Annotated in this window: 17 protein-coding genes; 5 read left to right on the top strand and 12 right to left on the bottom strand. The window is 58.0% G+C overall.

Going from position 1 to position 19638, the window contains the following annotated elements; genetic code table 11:
• Positions 1 to 98 precede the first annotated feature (98 nt).
• The 4 genes from hemB to GS630_RS05920 all read left to right on the top strand — a co-directional run bounded on the left by hemB (position 99) and on the right by GS630_RS05920 (position 4956).
• Complete coding sequence (gene hemB, locus GS630_RS05935; RefSeq protein ID WP_171618887.1) at positions 99 to 1097, top strand: porphobilinogen synthase; 999 nt, start codon at positions 99 to 101, stop codon at positions 1095 to 1097.
• Between the two features lie 145 nt (positions 1098 to 1242).
• A complete protein-coding gene (locus GS630_RS05930) occupies positions 1243 to 1818 on the top strand; it encodes a YSC84-related protein (RefSeq protein ID WP_171234376.1) in 576 nt (191 codons plus the stop codon).
• Between the two features lie 170 nt (positions 1819 to 1988).
• The gene (locus GS630_RS05925; protein WP_171618885.1) at positions 1989 to 4451 is read left to right on the top strand and encodes a penicillin acylase family protein; all 2463 of its coding nucleotides are present in this window, start codon (positions 1989 to 1991) and stop codon (positions 4449 to 4451) included.
• Positions 4452 to 4560: 109 nt separating this feature from the next.
• A complete protein-coding gene (locus tag GS630_RS05920; protein WP_171234378.1) occupies positions 4561 to 4956 on the top strand; it encodes a nuclear transport factor 2 family protein in 396 nt (131 codons plus the stop codon).
• Between the two features lies 1 nt (position 4957).
• Here GS630_RS05920 and GS630_RS05915 read toward each other — a convergent pair whose 3' ends face one another.
• The 5 genes from GS630_RS05915 to trkA form a co-directional block, all read right to left on the bottom strand.
• On the bottom strand, positions 4958 to 5266 hold the full coding sequence (locus GS630_RS05915; RefSeq protein WP_171237681.1) for a putative quinol monooxygenase: 309 nt from the start codon (positions 5264 to 5266) through the stop codon (positions 4958 to 4960).
• Between the two features lie 20 nt (positions 5267 to 5286).
• Complete coding sequence (gene hflX, locus GS630_RS05910; protein ID WP_171618883.1) at positions 5287 to 6558, bottom strand: GTPase HflX; 1272 nt, start codon at positions 6556 to 6558, stop codon at positions 5287 to 5289.
• Positions 6558 to 6797, bottom strand: coding sequence for an RNA chaperone Hfq (hfq, locus tag GS630_RS05905; RefSeq protein WP_005982826.1), 240 nt, complete (start codon positions 6795 to 6797; stop codon positions 6558 to 6560). The genes hflX and hfq overlap by 1 nt, the downstream gene beginning before the upstream one ends.
• Before the next feature lie 131 nt (positions 6798 to 6928).
• Positions 6929 to 8467, bottom strand: a complete 1539-nt coding sequence (locus GS630_RS05900) for a TrkH family potassium uptake protein (RefSeq protein WP_171618881.1) — start codon at positions 8465 to 8467, stop codon at positions 6929 to 6931.
• Positions 8467 to 9843, bottom strand: coding sequence for a Trk system potassium transporter TrkA (gene trkA / locus GS630_RS05895; protein ID WP_171179974.1), 1377 nt, complete (start codon positions 9841 to 9843; stop codon positions 8467 to 8469). The genes GS630_RS05900 and trkA overlap by 1 nt, the downstream gene beginning before the upstream one ends.
• Positions 9844 to 9939: 96 nt before the next feature.
• Here trkA and GS630_RS05890 point away from each other — a divergent pair, with 96 nt between their 5' ends.
• Positions 9940 to 10422 carry a hypothetical protein gene (locus tag GS630_RS05890; protein ID WP_171090351.1) on the top strand — a complete coding sequence of 161 codons (483 nt, stop codon included), beginning with the start codon at positions 9940 to 9942 and terminating at the stop codon, positions 10420 to 10422.
• On the opposite strand, the gene GS630_RS05885 is transcribed toward GS630_RS05890, so the two are convergent.
• The 7 genes from GS630_RS05885 to dusB form a co-directional block, all read right to left on the bottom strand.
• Positions 10414 to 11577, bottom strand: a complete 1164-nt coding sequence (locus GS630_RS05885) for an MFS transporter (RefSeq protein WP_171618879.1) — start codon at positions 11575 to 11577, stop codon at positions 10414 to 10416. The two genes, GS630_RS05890 and GS630_RS05885, sit on opposite strands and share 9 nt — an antisense overlap.
• Before the next feature lie 53 nt (positions 11578 to 11630).
• On the bottom strand, positions 11631 to 12209 hold the full coding sequence (locus GS630_RS05880) for a helix-turn-helix domain-containing protein (RefSeq protein ID WP_171618878.1): 579 nt from the start codon (positions 12207 to 12209) through the stop codon (positions 11631 to 11633).
• 24 nt (positions 12210 to 12233) lie between these two features.
• Positions 12234 to 13643, bottom strand: coding sequence for a sigma-54 dependent transcriptional regulator (locus tag GS630_RS05875; protein ID WP_171090357.1), 1410 nt, complete (start codon positions 13641 to 13643; stop codon positions 12234 to 12236).
• Complete coding sequence (locus GS630_RS05870) at positions 13640 to 15904, bottom strand: PAS domain-containing sensor histidine kinase (protein WP_171179964.1); 2265 nt, start codon at positions 15902 to 15904, stop codon at positions 13640 to 13642. Before GS630_RS05870 ends, GS630_RS05875 begins: the two co-directional genes overlap by 4 nt.
• Positions 15905 to 16027: 123 nt before the next feature.
• The gene (locus GS630_RS05865) at positions 16028 to 17395 is read right to left on the bottom strand and encodes a response regulator (protein WP_171179962.1); all 1368 of its coding nucleotides are present in this window, start codon (positions 17393 to 17395) and stop codon (positions 16028 to 16030) included.
• Complete coding sequence (locus tag GS630_RS05860) at positions 17395 to 18483, bottom strand: nitrogen regulation protein NR(II) (protein WP_171237687.1); 1089 nt, start codon at positions 18481 to 18483, stop codon at positions 17395 to 17397. The genes GS630_RS05865 and GS630_RS05860 overlap by 1 nt, the downstream gene beginning before the upstream one ends.
• A complete protein-coding gene (gene dusB, locus GS630_RS05855) occupies positions 18480 to 19463 on the bottom strand; it encodes a tRNA dihydrouridine synthase DusB (protein ID WP_256368689.1) in 984 nt (327 codons plus the stop codon). Before dusB ends, GS630_RS05860 begins: the two co-directional genes overlap by 4 nt.
• Between the last annotated feature and the right edge of the window lie 175 nt (positions 19464 to 19638).

The following is a 19638-nucleotide window of genomic DNA, read 5'->3' as shown; positions in this document are numbered from 1 at the left end:
ACTCAGGGGGGTTCATCGCGGTGGCGCGTCCATTGATACCCTTGAGACCTTTGTGAATTCATGCCACCCAATGCACGAATGTTCAAGGAGAACGCGCCATGAAACCGACTATTGCCCCCTACCCTATGACCCGCTTTCGGCGGGCGCGTCAGTCTGAGGCAATTCGCGGGCTGGTGCGAGAGAACACGCTGACCACGGATGACCTGATCTGGCCGGTCTTTGTGCGCGATGGCGACGGAATTGAAGAACCGGTGCCCTCGATGCCGGGTGTGGTGCGCCGGTCGGTTGACTTGATTGCCAAGGCTGCGGTCGAAGCCCAAGCGCTTGGGATACCTGCGATTTGCGTCTTTCCCTACACAGATTCCGCACTGAAGACTGAAGACTGTGCCGAAGCCTGGAACCCGGACAACCTGTCCAATCGCGCCATCCGCGCAATCAAAGCGGCTGCCCCCGACATCGCCGTGATGACCGATGTTGCGCTGGACCCCTACAACATCAATGGCCATGACGGGTACGTTGTCGACGGTGAGATTGTCAACGATCAGACCGTAGAGGCATTGGTCAAAATGACTCTCGCTCAGGCCGAAGCCGGTGCTGACATCATCGGCCCATCAGACATGATGGACGGTCGGATCGGAGAAATGCGCCGCGCGCTGGAAGGTGCAGGCCATCACAACGTAATGATCCTTAGCTATGCAGCAAAATACGCCAGTGCCTTTTACGGGCCTTTCCGAGATGCCGTTGGGGCCTCGGGCGCACTGACGGGTGACAAGAAGACCTATCAGATGGACCCGGCCAATTCGGACGAGGCTCTACGTTTGATCGAGCGTGACCTGTCTGAGGGCGCGGACATGGTGATGATCAAGCCCGGCATGCCTTATCTGGACATCTGCCGCCGTGTGAAAGACGGCTTCGGCGCGCCGACATATGCTTACCAGGTATCCGGTGAATACGCGATGATTCAGGCGGCCGCGCAGAATGGCTGGATTGATGGAGAGAAGGTGATGCTGGAAAGCTTGCTGGCCTTCAAGCGGGCCGGATGCGATGGAATTCTGACCTATTTCTCGCCGCAGGTTGCGCGCATCCTTCAGGGCTAAAACCCCAAGGACTCGCAATTTTTCGCCGACGAACTGGCGTTGGCGAGCAGCTTTCCCGTGACACATGGGGCCAATCGGCGTATCCTTGCCCACAAGATCGGGTTCACCCGACAACATCAGGCACAGTTACAGAGATATAAAAACCATGAGCAGTTCCCCTTCCCCCCGACTGAGCCGTCGCGGCTTTGCCTTTGGCATGGCAGGTCTGACCCTGACGGCTGCCTGCGGCAACGGCGTCGGCAATTCGAACGCGGCAACAATCGACGCCCGCGTGGACGCCACGCTTACCGAGATGTACGCGAAATATCCCAACACGGTTGAGATTGCGAACAAAGCCAACGGTATGTTGGTCATGCCCCTGATAACTGACGCCGGGTTGATCATTTTTGGCGGTGCCTACGGGCAAGGCGCGCTGCGCATCAACGGGGCGACGGTCGATTACTATTCCGCAATCTCCGGAACCGCCGGCCTGCAATTTGGTGCGCAGCAATATGCGCATGTCCTGTTCTTTATGACCGAAGATGCGCTGAACGATTTCCGCCGTTCCAGCGGATGGACAGCCGGCGCCGATATTGGCTATGTGGTTGACTCAACTGGGAATTCTTTGTCCACGGACACAACTACACTGCGTACGCCAGTGCTGGCGGCGGTCTTTGGTCAGGCCGGTCTGAAATTCGGCGCGACCATCGAAGGCACGAAATACACGCGCATTATTCCATAACCAAAATTACCACTTCCCCCGCACATGGCACCCGTCGCAGCACAACACTGCGGCGGGGCAATTATTTAAAAGCGTTTCCAAGCAGGTTCTTGCCGCGTTCCTCTTTCGGTCAGACCGACCATCCTCTAATCTCTGCGCAACCTTATTCCAAAAGATAATATGGGGCAGTAATGGGTCTTGTTTTCCGCTGGCTGGTGCGCATCGCGTCGGGTCTGATTATTCTGATCCTCGCCGCGATAGGCCTTGTCTATTTCCTGGCAAGCCAGTCCCTGCCGGATTACGACCAGACCCTTGAAGTTGATGGTCTTACCGCCCCTGTCGAGATCGTTCGCGACACCGCCAACGTGCCGCATATTCTGGGCCAAACCGATCCGGATGTGTTCTTTGGACTGGGATATGCCCACGCACAAGACCGGCTGTGGCAAATGACTGTGATGCGCAGGACTGCGCAAGGCCGTTTGTCCGAAGTCTTCGGGACACGCACGCTGCGCATCGACAAGTTGCTGCGGCGACTGGATCTCTATGGCCTCGCCCATCGCTCGGTCGAGATGCAGGATGACTATACCAAAGCCGCCTTGCGGGCTTATGCCGCCGGGGTCAATGCAAGGCTTACCGAAATCAATGAGGAGGCTTTGGGTCGCGGTGCGCCGGAAATGTTCCTGTTCAACGCCCCCGTCTCGCCCTGGCAACCGGGCGACAGCATTGCGGTCATCAAGCTGATGGCTTTGCAACTTTCAGGCCACCTGAGTGATGAGGTTCTGCGCGCCCGCACCTCTTTGATATTGAACAACCCCGAGCGTCTGGCCGACATCCTGCCTGACGTCCCCGGTCCTGGCATCGCGGCCCTTCCGGAATATGCGTCCCTGTTTCCCAATCTGCCGCGCTACGCCGCCGGTACTGAAATACCCGAAACACCTCTCTCACCGCTTCCCAAACGCGGCTTGGCCGGAGCGTCCAATGCTTGGACCGCCGCCCCATCGCGGTCGGCAAGTGGAGGCACTTTGCTGGCAAACGACCCGCATCTGGGTTTCACAGCCCCCGGTGTGTGGTATCTAGCCCATCTTGATCTTGAAAAAGGTGGTGTGATCGGAGCCTCTATACCCGGTGTTCCTGCCATTATGACCGGACGCAGTGACCGGTTGGGATGGGGGCTGACCTCGTCATATCTGGATGATCAGGACCTGCACATAGAACAACTGAACCCGGACAACCCAGAGGAATACCTGACCCCCGATGGCTACAAAGAATTTCTGACCCGCCCATCGATCATCGCCATCAAAGACGAGGCGCCAGTCACACTAACGCTGCGCTGGACAGATAACGGCCCGGTGCTGCCCGGCACGGATTACAAGCTGGAGACCATCACTCCGCCCGGCCATGTGGCGTCTCTGTCCTGGACGGCGCTCAGCCCGCGCGACACTTCGATGACCGCTTCTATGGCGCTCATGAATGCGGACAACGTGCGTCAGGCCATACAAGCGGGCGAGCAGTTCATCGCCCCATCCCAGAACCTGTCTCTGGTCGACCGGACTACAATTGGGATGAAGTTGATCGGTGCCATGCCCAGCCGGGATCTGCAAAACCAAAGCCGCGGGCGCATCCCAACGCCCGGCTGGATCGAGGCAAACCGCTGGCAGGGCCGCCTGCCCTATGCGGACAATCCGGAATTTGTCGCACCGGTCGGTGGCATTTTGGGCAATACGAACAACAAGATTATCGACCGTCCTTTTCCCAACCATGTCTCTTACGAATGGGGCGACACACAGCGCGTGCACCGTTGGGATCGCCTGATGCAATCGCGTGAGGTGCATACGCGCGACAGCTTTATCGAAGCGCAACTTGATACCGTCAGCTTCACGGCGCGGTCCCTGCTACCGCTCATCGGCGCAGACCTGTGGTTCACCGGTGCCTCGGCCCCCGAGGGCACACCGGAACGTCAGCGCCAGATCGCCTTGTCACTGCTGGCAGACTGGAATGGTGAGATGAATGAACACCTGCCCGAGCCGTTGATCTATGCGGCATGGTTGCGCGCTCTTCAGATCCGCCTGATCGCGGATGAGCTTGGGCCACTGGCCAGCGAATACAAACACGTCGAGCCGCTGTTCATCGAACGCGTTTATCGCGACATCGACGGAGCAAGCGTCTGGTGCGATGTACGACAAAGCGCCCCGGTTGAGACGTGTACCGAAATGGCCCGACTGGCGCTGGACGACGCCCTGATCTGGATTTCTGAGCGCTATGGCAGCGCGTTGGAATCCCTGCGCTGGGGCGATGCGCATCAAGCCACGCATGATCACCCGGTCCTGGGCGACGTGCCTGTCCTGCGCTATTTCGTGAACATCCGCCAATCGACCAGCGGTGGCGACAATACGCTGCTGCGCGGGCGCACGTCAGGCGAAGGCCCGGATCCGTTCCAGAACGTACACGGTGCGGGGTATCGCGGGGTGTACGATTTTGCTGATCCCAACAGCTCGGTCTTTATCACTGCGACCGGTCAATCGGGGCACTTCCTGTCGCGCTACTACGACGATCAGGCGCAGCTATGGCGGCGTGGCGAATATATCCCGATGTCATTGGACCTTGATCTGGCCCGCGCTGCAGCGGTTGGCGTGACCAATCTGATCCCGCGATAATCCGCCTAATCGGCAACTCCTCGCCCCGGTTTCCGGGGCGTCGTAGCACCTTGAACCTTTTTCGCCTATGATCATTCCACCGATTATGTGGGACCAAAGGGGGGCGAATATGGCCAGTATTCGGGATACATTGAACAATCTCGCGCGGGATTACGCAATTGCCTGGAGTTCCGGTGACCCCGATGCAGTTGCCGGTTTCTTTGCACCTGATGGGCAAATCACGATCAATCGGGGCGACCCCATAGAAGGGCGCGCAGCGATTGCCGATATGGCTCGTGGCTTTTACGCCGACTTTCCTGATCTAGAGGTCCGCTGCGATATGATGCGATGGGCCGGATCTCACGCTATTTTTGTTTGGACTCTAGAGGGGAACCACGCCGAAACCGGCAATCACGTTGTGGCGCGCGGTTGGGAAGAGTGGGAATTGACGTCAGACTATCTTGTAAAGTCTTCGCTGGGCTGGTTCGACGCAGATGACTATCAACGGCAGATTGACGGCAAATAGCTTAACGTGTCCGATCCGCAGCCGTTTCTATCGTGTAGTTCCTGGGTATTCCCTGCGTGACCTGAAACCAGTCTGACGCCTTGGTTCGCACCTGATGGGCGTCAAAGGCCGCTTGCGTTGCAAACACTTCCGACACCATGAACCGCCCGGGCGTTGTCTGATCTTCCACAACTTCGAAAGACATACAGCCCTCTTCCGCGCGTGTAAGAGCAATATGGAGCGGCAAAGCTGCCCGCACGTCTTCAAGCCGGTCCTGCGGTACATCGATAAGGCCGTTCAAGAACACTCTTTGATCTGAATTTTCCGTCATAGCTGACCTTTCCACCTTGTTCAAAGCGACGCAAACTGCGCGGCTTGCTTGTCTGTCCACAAAACGGTCAGGCGGAACCCTTCTTCGGTTTGATCCTCACCCTGGACAACGTCCTGACGGAACAGCCACGCCCGCTTGTCCCCCTCGGCATAAGACAGGTCCAAGACAACCTCGTGCCGTGCACCCTGAAGCAGTGTGGCGATCTCGGCCAACAGCGGGTTAACGCCTTCGCCCGTTACTGCCGAGATTGAGAATATCGCCGGGTCCCGTTCAGCCCGCGCCAAAGCGGCGTCTTTGTCCTCGGGGTTGAGCAGGTCGATCTTGTTCCAAACTTCAAGCCGTGGACGTTCTTCATCGACACCCAATGAGGTCAGGATAGTCTCAACATCCTGGGCCTGCGCATCCGTTTCTTCGTGGCTGATGTCACGCACATGAACGATCAGGTCCGCGCCCAGCACTTCCTCGAGGGTTGCGCGGAAGGCCGCCACAAGCTCGGTCGGCAAATTCGAGATAAAGCCCACCGTGTCCGACAGGATCACCTCAGGGCCATCAGGAAGCTGGACGCGACGCATGGTTGGGTCCAGCGTGGCAAACAGCATGTCCTTGGCCATCACTTCGGCACCGGTCAAGCGGTTGAACAGGGTCGACTTGCCCGCGTTTGTATACCCCACAAGGGCAACGATTGGATACGGCACCTTGGCGCGCGCAGCCCTGTGCAGGGTACGGGTCTTGACCACTTTCTGCAGCTGACGCCGTAGTCTGACTAATTGTTCGTCAATGGCGCGGCGGTCGGCTTCGATCTGGGTTTCACCGGGTCCGCCAACGAATCCCAGCCCACCCCGTTGCCGTTCAAGGTGGGTCCAGGCCCGGACCAATCGCGTGCGTTGATAGCTGAGAGCCGCCATCTCGACCTGCAGCACCCCTTCACGGGTGCGGGCGCGATCGCTGAAAATTTCAAGGATCAGCCCGGTTCGGTCGAGTATCTTGACCTTCCACGCCTTTTCCAGATTGCGTTGCTGCACGGGCGTGACCGGCCCGTCGATCAAAACCAACTCGATTTCACTGTCATGCAGCCGTTCGGCCAGTTCCTCGATCTTGCCACTGCCGAACAAAAGCCCCGGTTGGGCACGTTGCAGGCGCACAATCTCGGACCCAATCACATCCAGATCGGGTAGCGCAGCGGCCAGTGCAACCGCCTCAGCCAGCGCTGGTTCGGGAACACGGCGCTGTTCATCTGATTTGATTTCGGGATGCAGCACCCAGGCTCGGGTGCGCCTCCGGTCATGTTCCATCAAGAGGCGTCTTCGCCCTCATACAGATTGATCGGTTGTGATGGCATGATGGTCGAAATCGCGTGTTTATAGACCAACTGCGACTGTCCGTCGCGGCGCAACAATACGCAGAAATTGTCGAACCAGGTGATCACACCTTGCAGTTTCACGCCATTGATCAGGAAGATCGTTACCGGAACCTTAGCTTTCCGTACATTGTTCAGGAAGGCATCCTGAAGATTCTGTCTGTCCGAAGCCATATTTTTATAATCTCGCCATTGTTCTTGCTACGCGCTGCGGACCAACGCGCTCCCTCCGGGCGAGTATGGAGTGCCGCGCAGAGATATTCCAGATGAAAAATAAGGTGGTAACGTTGGCCGAGCGTTGTGGTTCAATCCCGCCACAGCGACGGTGTTATCAATGCAATAATTGCAAGCGTTTCCAGACGACCAATCACCATCGCTGCACAGAGCGTAAGTTTTGCCCCTGCGGACAAATCAATCAGCCGGATCGGGACATCCGTCGCCAGCTCGATCAATGGGCCTGTCGTCGTCAGGGTGGCAACGCTCAGCACCATTGCCTGTTCAAATCCGGCCCCCATCGCCGCCAGCAAAAGATTGAACACCGCCAGCGTCAGAGCGAAAAGCATCAAAAAGATCCAGGCGATAAAGGCTCCGTCGCTCTGAATACGCCGGTTGCCGCCCCCGACACCGCTTACGGATGAGGGATAGATCAATCGGTCGATCTCGCGCGCACCGTTCAGGTACAACGCAAAAACCCGCAACAGCTTGACGCCTCCAGCCGTGGTGGCGACCCCACCGCCAATCAGCGCAAGTCCCATCAGCAACAACCCCGGCGTGCCAAGACCCGACAATTGTTGCGCATCGTTCCAGTTCGCACTTTCGAACCCGGCAGTGGTCAGGAAGGCCAACACGGTGAACAGCATACCCCAAATCACCTGCAACGCCTGAAGTGGAGCGATTTGCCCACCGATCTCGGTGACGCCGGCCACCACCCGGAAAAACAATAAAAGTGCAACTGCCAGAACGGTCATCAGGCCGATACGAAACTCGGGGTCTCTGTCCAAACGAGAAAACCCTGTGGCGGCAGTATCGGTCGAGAAGGTCAGGCGCGAAAGGGCAAAGAACAGGAACAGAAACAGGATCGCTTCACCGGTAAACCCGGCCTGCGCCCCCTCCATACCACCAACCGGAGAGATACCGGACGTGGCCATCACCGACATTGCGTGGCAAACGGCGGTCAAACCGGCCTCACCCGCGATCATCAGAAGAACCCAGATCGCTACAGTCAGCCCGGCGTATACCGGTGTCAGCGTCCGCGCTACACGCAGCAAACGGCCGCGCGGGTCCACGCGTTCGCTTTGCGCAACACCTGACACCGGCCGACCGGGCTGCCCCTTGGCTGTTACCTCGAACCCGCCAAGGGACAGCGGCGCCAGAATCGCAGCGGCCGCAATCCACATCAGCAAGCCACCCATCCAACCGACCAGCGCACGCCAAAGGTGCAGCGGCGCGCTTAGCCGGTTGTAGTCAGGAAACAGATCAGCCCCGGTCGTTGTAAGCGCGCTGACCATATCGAAATAGGCGTTCAGAAATGTGGTCGTGCCAAGCGCATCATGGAGCGGTATCGCCAGAAAGATCGGCAGGATGGTGAAACAGGCTAGCATCACCGCTAACTGCCCCAAAGTCCCCCGCCGTGGAATGCGATTGGACGAGGCCATTGCAATTATTGCGACCAGAAACAGGCCCAGAAGGCCCGAGTAAAGAAAGGACCGCGATGTATCGTGATCATCCAGCACCAGAGCATAGACTGCCGGAATCCACATGGCCAGCGACACGATAGCCCAGATCAGCAAGAACAACGGTAAACGCCGCAGAATCCCAACCTGTTGTGTCCCTGCGCGCGCCATCAGAAGAAATCGATTGAGACCTGCATCAGACGTTCGACCTCGGGCACGTCCTTGGCCATGGCAAAGATTGCGACCACGTCCTTTTCATCAATCCGCAGACTGCCCGTCGGACGCAGAACCTCGTCTCCTTTGCGCACGGCACCAACCAGCACACCCTCGGGGAAATCGATATCGCGCAGTTTCTGCCCCGCCATCGGAGAGGTCGACAGAACCTCGGCCTCGATCACCTCGGCCTCGGCGTCACCGATGGAATAGACCTGTCTAACACGCCCGTGCCGGATATGGCGCAGGATCGAGCTGACGGTGGTAGCGCGCGGGTTAATATAAGCATCAATGCCCAACGGTCCCATAAGGGCAACCATGCTGGGATCGTTGATCAGCGCAATCGCAAGCGCACAGCCTTCGGCCTTGGCACGCACGGCAGCCAGCATGTTCGTGCGGTCGTCATCCGTGACGGCCAGCATCGCATCGGCCCGGTCGATCCCGGCCTCGCTCAGCAAGCCGGAATCCAAACCGTCCCCATGCAAAACAATCGTCCGCTCCAGCGCTTCGGCGGCGATCTCGGCGCATTGGCGGTCGCGTTCGATGACCTTTGCGCGCACGCGGCTTTCGCGCTCCTCCAGCGTTCTGGCCACCTCCAAACCGACATTGCCACCGCCAACGATCACAACCCGATCCTGTCGCTTTTGGGCTTTTCCGAACACTTCCATGGTGCGGTTCACGTCGTTTACATTGGTAAAGACGTAGCATTCATCACCGACGAACAGCTGATCCTCGGATTCAGGCGCGAATAGCGTACCCTCGCGCCGAACACCAACCACAATCGAACTGAGCGTGGAAAACAGATCAGTCAGTTGCCGGAGCGGCGTATTCACAATCGGGCAATCCTCTTCCACCCTGATGCCCAGTAGCTGCGCCTTGCCGTCCATGAAAATCTCGGTGTCAAAGGCCGACGGGGCAGACAGGCGGCGCATGGCCGCGGCGGCCACTTCGCGTTCCGGGCTGATCACCACATCGATGGGCAGGTGATCGCGGCGATAAAGATCCGAATGAATGGCTTCCAGATAAGATTTCGACCGAAGGCGCGCGATCTTGCGCTGGATCGAGAACACCGAATGCGCCATCTGACAGGTGACCATGTTCACTTCGTCAGAATGGGTCGCGGCGATAATCATGTCGGCGTCACGGGCCCCTGCCCGCTCCAGCACGTCAGGGTAGCTTGCAAACCCTGCAATGCCCTGTACATCCAGCGTTTCCGTCGCCCGGCGCACGAGGTCGGGATTGTTGTCCACGACCGTTACGTCATTCAGCTCGCCCGAAAGGTGCCGCGCAATCTGCCAGCCAACCTGACCCGCACCGCAAATGATGACCTTCATGTTTCTGGCCCTTCTGCCTGAAAGGATTGAATGACAGATGCCCCTAAAGCGGTCAATTGAATTGTCATCCCAGCGCAGCTGCGGCAAGATAAGCATATGAAAACGCTGTTTCCTATGCTTGCAACCCTAATGGTGCTGTCCTCATGCGGCGGGCCGCTTTCGCTCTATTACCGCGAAGGGGCAACCGTTTCCCGCCTGCAAAAAGAGACGACACAGTGTCAGCTAAAGGCAGTACAAGAAGTGCCGGTTGCCAATCAAATCCGTCAAAGCCCGCCAACATACTGGCCCGGTCGCACCTATTGCGACGGTCGGGGACGGTGTTACCAGTCACCGGGATGGTGGCAGCCGGGCCGGGTTTACACCGTGGATGTGAACCAGGGCCTGCGCAACACGGTCGAGGCGCAGTGCATGGCGCAAAAAGGGTTCCGCCCCGTCAGCCTGCCAGCCTGCAAGCAAAACGTAAAATCAAGCGTACCTGCAACGCGCACAACAACATTGCCGCCGCTTACGACGCAATCGTGTTTTGTCAAATTCGATGACGGGTCTTTTCAAATCATTTCGCCCGGTCAGTCAGGCTGACCGCGTTTGTGCCGCGCGCTGGCGGGCCAGCGCGATATGCGCAAGGATCGCGATTGCATAAATTCCGATCACACTCAACAGCATCCCGGCCTCATCCACGCGCCACAAAACCGCCAGCAGAACTGGTGTACCCAGCAAGTTGCCCGCGTTTCCCATCTGCGCCATTGCCCCATAGCTAAGCGCCTGCGCCTCGGCCGTTTGGTTCAGGATCGGCACTGCTGCAAAGCTGCCCCCCTGTACGAGTCCCAACACGGCAAACAGCAGAACGCATACTATCTCCAGCGGCAGACCAAGGAAGGCCCCGGCAATGGAAAAAATGCCCAGCCCGAACCCCAGATTGATCACCGCGACGCAGGGCATCACATTCAATAGGACGGGAACTGCTATCCAACTCAGGACAATTCCAGCCAGTGGCATCAACCCGGCGACGTGCGCGCTGATTTCTTCCGACAAACGACCCGGCAGGATGGCCAGCAAAGACACAAAGGTCAGCGTATAAAAGAACCACCCCACTGCCGGGGCTGACACGAACGGAGAGCGATAGGTGCGAAGATGAACGTTCAGCACTTCTGTCCACTGCCAGGGTTTGGTGTCAGAGGCAAATTGCACGCGCATCCGGCAGATCAGGATCACGCCAGCTACTCCAAGCATCAAGAAACCATGCAGCAGGAAGAACGTGGTCAGACCAAAAGCGGCGATCAGCGGCAATCCGATCCACGCATTCAGCGCAAAAGCGACGCCAAAGAATGTGCTCCAAAGGACCATCGCAATGTTGCGCGCCTTGCCGGTTGTGATTTGTGCGATCAGTGTGGGCGCAGCGACGACAATGGCCAGATGTGAAAGCCCCTCGACAAAGCGACTGGCCAGCATGATGTAAAACCCGGGCCATGTCGCCTGAAACATCGAAATCGCGCCACCGAGGCACAAGCCGAAGATCAAAAGTTTCAAGGGCCCAACCCGCCCCACGATGGCCCCGGACAAGGCCCCAAGCAAGGCTCCGATCAGGCTGATGATCGACAGCAACCATCCCATGGTTTCGGTGTGATCAGGATACAGTAAGACAAGCTCGGGAAACGGAACTGCAATTTTTGCAAATTGCGTCGCCGCGCCCAGACCAGCAAGCCAGAGAAGAAGAACCTGAAATATCTGTATCATAAGCCGCTTCTACTGCGCGCAACAGGATCAAGGAACGCATAAATTATGCAGCCTCAGTGTCTGGATCCGCTGACCAGACGAACAGGCGTGCCGTCAGACAGATACAGACGTTCCCAGATGATTTCGCCCGCGCTGATGCGAATGCGGTCATGGACAGCTTCGGACGTTAGGAACGCCTTTGGTGCGGGCGTATGCATGTCCCACCATCCGTCGGCGTCGAGTTCAGCCTCGGCCGCCTGTATTTCATCCGTTGCAAACTGCCACAGAGATACTCCCAACAGCGCGCTTTGGCTGGTTTTCCAATCGCGCGCCCTGCTGGCCGAATAGGCAAGACACCTGTGGCTCGCCTCTTCCACCAAATGCAAACAATCTGACGAGCTCATGACCAACCGCCGCAATGCGCTGTCATTAGCGCGGACCGGTCCAAGGGCCGCAAAGACGGCCTGTTGGGTCTCGGGCGGCGGTGTCTGACCGCCTCGTTCCCACCGCGAAATGGTTGCCTGATCCACCTCCAACAATTCAGCCAGATGAGCTTGCTTGAACCCAACCGACCGGCGCAGCCGTTTCAGGCGCTTTCCGAACCCCGGATAGCCGCGGGTTTCAAGCCGATTCACTGCTCTCAAAACACTCATGGCCAGCCCAGCCGTCCCGGCGGATTACTCTGCCGGTTCCGGCTCATCGATTTGCGCAACACGTGCACCGGACTTGTTCGACGTCACCACGCCCAGCGACTTCAGCTTGCGGTGCAGCGCGCTGCGCTCCATCCCAACAAAGCTGGCCGTGCGGCTGATATTGCCGCCAAAGCGATTGATCTGGGTCAGCAGGTATTCGCGCTCGAACGCTTCACGCGCCTCACGCAGTGGCAAGGTCGCCAGCGCACCCGACAGAACGACGCGGCCCGAATCTTCGGTCTTTTCCTCTTCGCTTGGCAGCTCGCGCGCTTCGATCGGGCCGGTTCCGTCGCCCAGGATCAAAACCCGTTCGATCAGGTTCTTAAGCTGACGCACATTCCCCGGCCAGGTCATCGTCTGCAACAGAGCGACGGCTTCTTCCGACAGTTCACGGATCGGCAAACCTTGGGTTTCGTTACACATTTCGATGAAATGCTGGGCCAGAACCGGAATGTCCTCGCGGCGATCTTCAAGCGAAGGAACCGCAACCGGCACAACGTTCAATCGGTGATACAGCTCTTCGCGGAAACGCTCGGCTGCGATTTCTTCGTCCAGATCCTTGTTGGTGGACGAGATAACCCGCAGATCCACACGCACCTTGTCGGAGCCGCCCACACGCTGAAATTGCTGATCCACCAACACCCGCAGGATCTTGGATTGCGTGCCCAATGGCATATCCGCCACTTCGTCAAAGTACACCACACCACCATGGGCTTCTTCCAGCAATCCGGGTTCAACGCCACGCTCGGCGGATTCCCGGCCAAACAATACCTCTTCCACGCGCTCAGGCTCGATCCCGGCACAGTTCACGGTGACAAAGGGCGCGTTTGCGCGGTTGGAATGCGCATGGATATAGCGCGCTGCGATTTCCTTGCCCGACCCGGCAGGACCGCTCAGCATCACGCGACCATTTGATTTGGTCACTTTGTCCAGCTGACCCTGCATGGCCCGGAACGACGCGGATTTGCCGATCATGTCCGAGTTGTTGACCTCTTTGCGCTTGAGCGACGCGTTCTCGCGACGCAGGCGAGAGGTCTCCATCGCGCGGCGGATCACCACCATCAACTGGTCAATGTTAAAGGGCTTTTCGATAAAGTCGTATGCGCCCTGCTTGATGGCGGCGACAGCGATTTCAATGTTGCCGTGTCCGGAAATGATCACCACCGGAACATCCGGGTTGTCGCGTTTCACCGCTTTCAGAATGTCGATCCCATCCATGCGGCTGTCCTTCAGCCAGATATCAAGGATCAACAGCCCCGGCGGTTCGGAATTGATGGACGCCATACACTCGTCCGAGTTGGCCGCCAGCCGGGTTGAATAGCCTTCGTCCTCCAGAATGTCGGACACCAGCTCGCGAATATCGCGCTCGTCATCTACGATCAGAATGTCACTCATCTTTGGCCTGCTTTCAGTTTGTTGGTTCTAATTGCCTGCTTCTGTGGCGCAACGGTCGAGGACATATTGGCCCCCGGCAAACGGATTACGGCCATCGCGCCAAAATGGTCCTGTCCGTCAAAGACGGGCGCGTCCTCAAGCGTCAGCGCTCCGCCGTGTTCTTCGATGATTTTCTTGACGATGGGCAGGCCCAGCCCGGTCCCTTCGTCGCGTGTAGTCACATAGGGTTCAAACAGTCGCGCCCGATCCTCGGGCAGACCGATCCCGTTGTCTGCAATCGTGATGACCGTACCGGCATCATCACTGGAAACTGCCACTTTTATCTGTGGCTTGAGATTATCCGGTGCCCCTTTTTCTTTAAGGGTACCAATCGCTTCTCCGGCGTTTTTAATGAGGTTTGTCAGGGCCTGATGCAACATCGTCGCATCCAGGTCGGCCATGATGGGTTGCTTCGGCAAATCCGCGTCAATCTGCACGTCCGGTTGCCCTGCCTGTTGCAAAACAACTGCTTCACGGACGAGTTCGACCACGTTTTCTTCGCGGCGCTCAGGCTCGGGCATCCGCGCAAATTTCGAGAACTCGTCCACGATACGGCGCAAATCGTTGGTCTGGCGCACAATGACACCTGTCATCGACTCGAGGCTTTCGCAATCCTCCTCGTCCAGCTTGCGCGCGAACTTGCGTTTGATGCGTTCGGCGCTCAGCTGAATCGGGGTTAATGGGTTCTTGATCTCATGTGCAATACGGCGGGCAACGTCACCCCAGGCCGCCATCCGCTGCGCACTGACCAGATCGGTCACGTCGTCAAAGGCGACCACATAGCCTTCCAACCCACCATCTTCGCCGCGACGGATGGCCATCCGCACTAAGAGGTTTTCCAGACGTCCCTTGCGTGTGACTTTAACCTCGCCCTGAACAGCCTCTTGCCCGCTGTCTTTCAGGCTTTCGAACAGAGGCAGAAACTCTGGCACCGCGATGCCAATGGCCAGGTGCTCTTCTCCCCGCGACCAGTCCAGCAACCGTTCGGCCGAGCGGTTCACAAAGGTCACGCAGCCCTCAGGGTCAACGCCGACAACACCCGATGTGACCGAGCTGAGTACCGAGTCGAACAGGCGACGGCGGCTTTCGATTTGCTGTGTGTTTTCCAGCAGCGTGTCCCGCTGCCCTTTCAGTTGCCGGGTCATCTGGTTGAAATACCGGCCCAGCATGGCGATCTCGTCATCGCTGGCCTCTTCTATAACCTGAACGCTCAGGTCCCCGGCCCCGACCCTTTGGGCCGCCGTGGTCAAACGCCCCACCGGACGTGATAGGCGTTCGGCGAACCACATCCCCAAAGACATCGCAGCAAGGATCAGGATCAACGCAAAGCCCAGATACAGCAGGCCAAATTCGAACAGCACCCTGCCCCGCTCGCTTTCCAGCTGTTGGTAGAACTGTGCCGTTTCCTTGGTGTCATCCAGCAGGGTCAGCAACTGCCCATCCACTTCGCGGCTGACATAAAGGTAACGGTCCAGATAGGCTGTCAGAGGCACAAGCGCGCGGAATTCATTGTTTGGCCAATCAGCTATGATCAGCAGCCCTGTGTCAGTGGCCTCAGCCATCTGTTCCGAAGTGGGTGCTTCGTAGTTGAACAGATATGATCGATCGCCGCGCGATTTGATCTCGCCACTGCCGTCGATGACATAAGCTTCCCGCAATCCGCGTTGAATTTGGGCCTGCCCCTGCGCCAACACTTCGCGCAATTCGGCGTCCGAGATGTAGAAATCCAGCGAACGCGCATTGTCCAGATACCGCGCCAGCACCGAGGCGTCCTGAACCAACCCGCGGCGGTGTTCTTGTTCATACGCTTCTGCCGCTGTCAGGGACGATCCAACCACTTGCCGCACCCGGTCCGAGAACCAGCCCTCGAGGCCGATATTCACAGTGAGCCCGGCAAAAATCGCTACGGTTACGGTAGGCACCAGCGCCAGCAGAGTGAACGCCCCAATCAGGCGCAAGTGCAGGCGCGAGCCAGCCGACTTTGCACGCCGCGCAGCAATCAGGCTACCCACCTGCCCCAGCACCAGCGCAGCGACAACCAGAACGTAAACAAGATCGGCCAGAAGAATCAGGCGCAGGGTCGGTGCGGTCGAACCAAGGTCAAAAGGTCCGATCACAAGATAGGTGGCAAGCGCCAGCACTGGCCCTAAAAGGACCAGCCCAAAGGTACCGAAATTGCGCAGTTTTCGTGATTTACGCCATCGACTTATCGATGGGATCATCCCGCTCTGTGCTCGGGTTGCCACCGTCTGCCCTCATCCTGATGTGCCGCGTTCGCGGCTTACCGCCATATATCGTGATCTTTTCCCGACAGATGCCGGGATGCCACGGTTTGTGTGGCGATATTACATCAGTTTGCGACGGCGTGTCACCTGAATATCGAGGTCAGTAATCTTTTTTCGCAACGTATTTCGGTTGATCCCCAGCAAATCGGCACATTTCGCCTGATTTCCGCCGGTTGCGTCCAGTGCAATTTCGATCAGCGGTGCCTCAACCTCACGCAAAATGCGCTGATACAGACCCGGCGGCGGCAAAATATTGCCGTGCAGGTCAAAATATCGACGCAAATGTCGCTCGACCGAGGTCGACAGTTTTTCACGCTCTCCGCCACTGAGAACCGGTTCCGCTTCGGGCTGGCTGCCCAGAACCATTTCCACTTCAGCCTTCGAGATTTCATCCGCCCGGCTTGTCAAGCTCAGCCTGCGCACTGCGTTTTCCAACTGCCTTACGTTACCGGGCCAGGAATAGCGCCGCACCAATTCTACCGCTTCGGGGCTGAGCCAGCGCTTTGCACCGCTTTCACGCTCTTCGCGGGCCAGAAAATGTTCCGCTAGCAGCGGAATGTCATCCACCCGTTCACGCAATGACGGCACATGAATGGTGGCACCGCACAACCGGTAATACAAATCCTGACGAATGCGCCCGGTTTCCATCCCTTCCGTCAGATCCGACTGGCTTGTGGCCATGAAACGCGGAACATGATCGCCAGGTGTATCCATCATGCGCACGATACGGGCCTGAACCTCATCTTCGATATCTGCGATTTCATCGATCAACAGCGTGCCGCCGCGAACCCGCGCCAAAACACGCGCGGGTCCTTCCAGATCCCGCAACTCCGCCGCCGTAACTGTAACAAAAGGTAATGTGCGCCGGTCCGAGAAGTCATGAATAGCACGTGCAATCAGGGACTTACCTGTTCCACTTTCACCGGAAATCAGCACCGACAAATCGGTGTTCATTACCCGTGCGACCAACCTGTACAGGGCCTGCATCACCGGGGTGCGCCCGACCAAAGGCAATTCGTCCGGACGCTCGCCATCTACATGAGCCGTTTCGGGCTGTACCCGTTGCTTTTGATCCAAGGCCCGCGCGGTTCGTTTCATCAAGTCAGGTAGATCGAAAGGTTTCGGCAAGTAATCATAGGCGTCCGCCTCTGCCGCCTGAATCGCCGTCATGATCGTGTTTTGCGCCGAGATCACGATGACGGGCAGTCCGGGACGATCTTCGGCAATCTTTGGCAGCATTTCCAATCCGTTGCCATCTGGCATGACCACGTCCGAGATCACCACATCGCCCTTACCTTCCCCAACCCAGCGCATCAGCGTGGTCAGCGACGACGTTGCATGCACCTTGCACCCTGCACGCGTCAGGGCCTGTGTCAGAACGGTGCGGATCGTGCGGTCATCATCCGCAACCAGTACGGTGCCATCCATTAGGTGGTCTCCTTTTTGTGCTCGGCGACCTCGCGCGGCGCGCGGCGCAGCGACAGTTTGAATACGGTTCGCCCGGGAACGGACTCGGCTGAAATCCAGCCGTCATGGTCCGATATGATCTTACTCACCAGCGCCAGCCCTAGCCCGGTGCCATTTTCCTTGCCCGAGACAAAGGGGTCAAAAATGTCCCCGCGAATGTCCTCGGGCAACCCTGGTCCATCGTCGATAATCTCGATCTGCAAAGGCAATGAATGACCAGACCCATCGCTGCGGCGCAGACGGAAGGAATGTTCGAAGTAAGTCCGAAGCCGGATGGTTCCCCCCTGCGGCCCAGCAGCTTCGGATGCGTTCTTGAGCAGGTTCAGAACCACCTGCAACAATTGATCCGGGTCTCCGAAGGCCAACGGCAAGGACGGGTCGTAATCTTCAATGATCGTCATGTCCGCGCCAAACCCCAGCAAGGCTGACCGGCGGGCGCGATCCAGAACGTCATGGATATTGACTGGTTTGAAGTCGGGTTTCTGCAAGTTTCCGAATTGTTCAACCTGCTCCAGCAGCTTCACAATTCTGCGGCTTTCCGCCACGATTAAGTCTGTAAGTTCTAAATCTTGCGCCGGGATATTCATGCTCAGCAACTGCGCGGCGCCCGTGATCCCGGCCAAGGGGTTCTTGATCTCGTGGGCCAGCATCTCAGCCATGCCAATGGCCGATTGCGCGGCCGATTTGACCGTGTTGCCCCGTGTCATCCGCCCCGACAATTCGCGCGGCGAGATGATCATGATCATCGATCCAGGATATCCAACCAAAGGCGCGATCTGCAACGCGCATTGCAACGGTGCGCGGTTTCCTGATCCGGCGTCTACATCGTTGACAAAAAGCGGCGTACCATAGGTGCGCGCGCGCTCGAAAGCCTCTTCAAGCGGTGCATCTACGGCGATCTGATCCCACACGGGATGGCCGATCACAGCCTTGCGTGACGCGTTCAGAAACCCTTCACCTGCGGCATTTACATCGGAAATGCGATCGTCCGGATCAATGATGAAGGCCGGAACGGGCAATGAGTTCCAGATGCTGGCGTTCGAGTTCATGCCGCCACCTCGTCTGTTTCACTCAATGCGTCGGCCAACAGGCGAAGCACTTCTTTTGGATCGCGCGACGTCAGAACAGCCCGCCGTAAAGGCGGTGGTGTCGCGGCCTCATCCATGTACCAGCCCAGATGTTTGCGGGCGACGCGCAGCCCCAGATCTGCACCGTAGAAGGACAGCATCGCTTGATAATGCGCCTGCACCATGTCGATCAGATCCCCACCAACGGGAATTTCTGGGGCCTTTGCCCCGTAAAGGTCGTGACACATCTGCGCCAAGAGCCAGGGCTTGCCCTGCGCGCCGCGCCCGACCATCACCCCATCTGCACCGGACTGATCCAGCGCAGTCTGCGCGGAAGCGGTATCCACGATATCGCCATTGGCGATGACTGGAATCGACACAGCCTCTTTCACGGCCCGGATCGCCCGCCAATCGGCATGCCCTTTGTAAAACTGACACCGCGTGCGCCCGTGAATCGTGACCATCTGAATTCCGGCGTCCTGCGCTCGTCGCGCCACGTCTGGTGCGTTCAGCAGAGAGTCGTCCCAGCCTAGCCGGGTTTTCAAGGTCACCGGCACATCAACGGCACTGACCACGGCTTCGATCAGGGTCAGTGCGTGATCCGGCGTTTTCAGAAGCGCCGAACCAGAATAACCATTGGTCACTTTCTTGGCGGGACAGCCCATGTTGATGTCGATCACCCGCGCGCCCCTGTCGGCCACCTGACGGGCGGCTTCGGCCATCCAGTGCGCTTCACGCCCGGCCAATTGCACGGCAGTGTTTTCTACGTCCGCAGACAGTTCCGCACGTTCGCGCACGCCAGGCTTGGCTTGCACCATCTCCTGACTGGCGACCATTTCGCTTACCACCATGCCGGCACCAAACCGCATCACCAGATCGCGAAACGGGCGATCAGTGATTCCGGCCATCGGAGCCAGAAGGACCGGTGATGTTACTTCTTTTTCAGCGAGGCGCAGAGTCAACGTGCTTAATCCTTGGGCAGTTGCGGTTTTGATATCGAATTCCGCGCATATGAACAACAAAACGGCGCGAAACAAGCCCGCAAAATCATCACATGCCTAATTTTTAATCGTTTTACCTTGGGTGATTGCCTCTGCTTTCACCGCCGCCTAAACACAGCCCAATACGAAGGAGCGC

The organism is Ruegeria sp. HKCCD7303 (genome assembly GCF_013111185.1).
Lineage (GTDB): Bacteria > Pseudomonadota > Alphaproteobacteria > Rhodobacterales > Rhodobacteraceae > Ruegeria.
This window is presented reverse-complemented; position numbering and strand designations above follow the sequence as displayed.

Coding starts and splice junctions, on each gene's coding strand:
- hemB (WP_171618887.1), top strand. CDS start 99: ATGAAACCGACTATTGCCCCCTACCCTATGACCCGCTTTCGGCGGGCG.
- GS630_RS05930 (WP_171234376.1), top strand. CDS start 1,243: ATGAGCAGTTCCCCTTCCCCCCGACTGAGCCGTCGCGGCTTTGCCTTT.
- GS630_RS05925 (WP_171618885.1), top strand. CDS start 1,989: ATGGGTCTTGTTTTCCGCTGGCTGGTGCGCATCGCGTCGGGTCTGATT.
- GS630_RS05920 (WP_171234378.1), top strand. CDS start 4,561: ATGGCCAGTATTCGGGATACATTGAACAATCTCGCGCGGGATTACGCA.
- GS630_RS05915 (WP_171237681.1), bottom strand. CDS start 5,266: ATGACGGAAAATTCAGATCAAAGAGTGTTCTTGAACGGCCTTATCGAT.
- hflX (WP_171618883.1), bottom strand. CDS start 6,558: ATGGAACATGACCGGAGGCGCACCCGAGCCTGGGTGCTGCATCCCGAA.
- hfq (WP_005982826.1), bottom strand. CDS start 6,797: ATGGCTTCGGACAGACAGAATCTTCAGGATGCCTTCCTGAACAATGTA.
- GS630_RS05900 (WP_171618881.1), bottom strand. CDS start 8,467: ATGGCGCGCGCAGGGACACAACAGGTTGGGATTCTGCGGCGTTTACCG.
- trkA (WP_171179974.1), bottom strand. CDS start 9,843: ATGAAGGTCATCATTTGCGGTGCGGGTCAGGTTGGCTGGCAGATTGCG.
- GS630_RS05890 (WP_171090351.1), top strand. CDS start 9,940: ATGAAAACGCTGTTTCCTATGCTTGCAACCCTAATGGTGCTGTCCTCA.
- GS630_RS05885 (WP_171618879.1), bottom strand. CDS start 11,577: ATGATACAGATATTTCAGGTTCTTCTTCTCTGGCTTGCTGGTCTGGGC.
- GS630_RS05880 (WP_171618878.1), bottom strand. CDS start 12,209: ATGAGTGTTTTGAGAGCAGTGAATCGGCTTGAAACCCGCGGCTATCCG.
- GS630_RS05875 (WP_171090357.1), bottom strand. CDS start 13,643: ATGAGTGACATTCTGATCGTAGATGACGAGCGCGATATTCGCGAGCTG.
- GS630_RS05870 (WP_171179964.1), bottom strand. CDS start 15,904: ATGATCCCATCGATAAGTCGATGGCGTAAATCACGAAAACTGCGCAAT.
- GS630_RS05865 (WP_171179962.1), bottom strand. CDS start 17,395: ATGGATGGCACCGTACTGGTTGCGGATGATGACCGCACGATCCGCACC.
- GS630_RS05860 (WP_171237687.1), bottom strand. CDS start 18,483: ATGAACTCGAACGCCAGCATCTGGAACTCATTGCCCGTTCCGGCCTTC.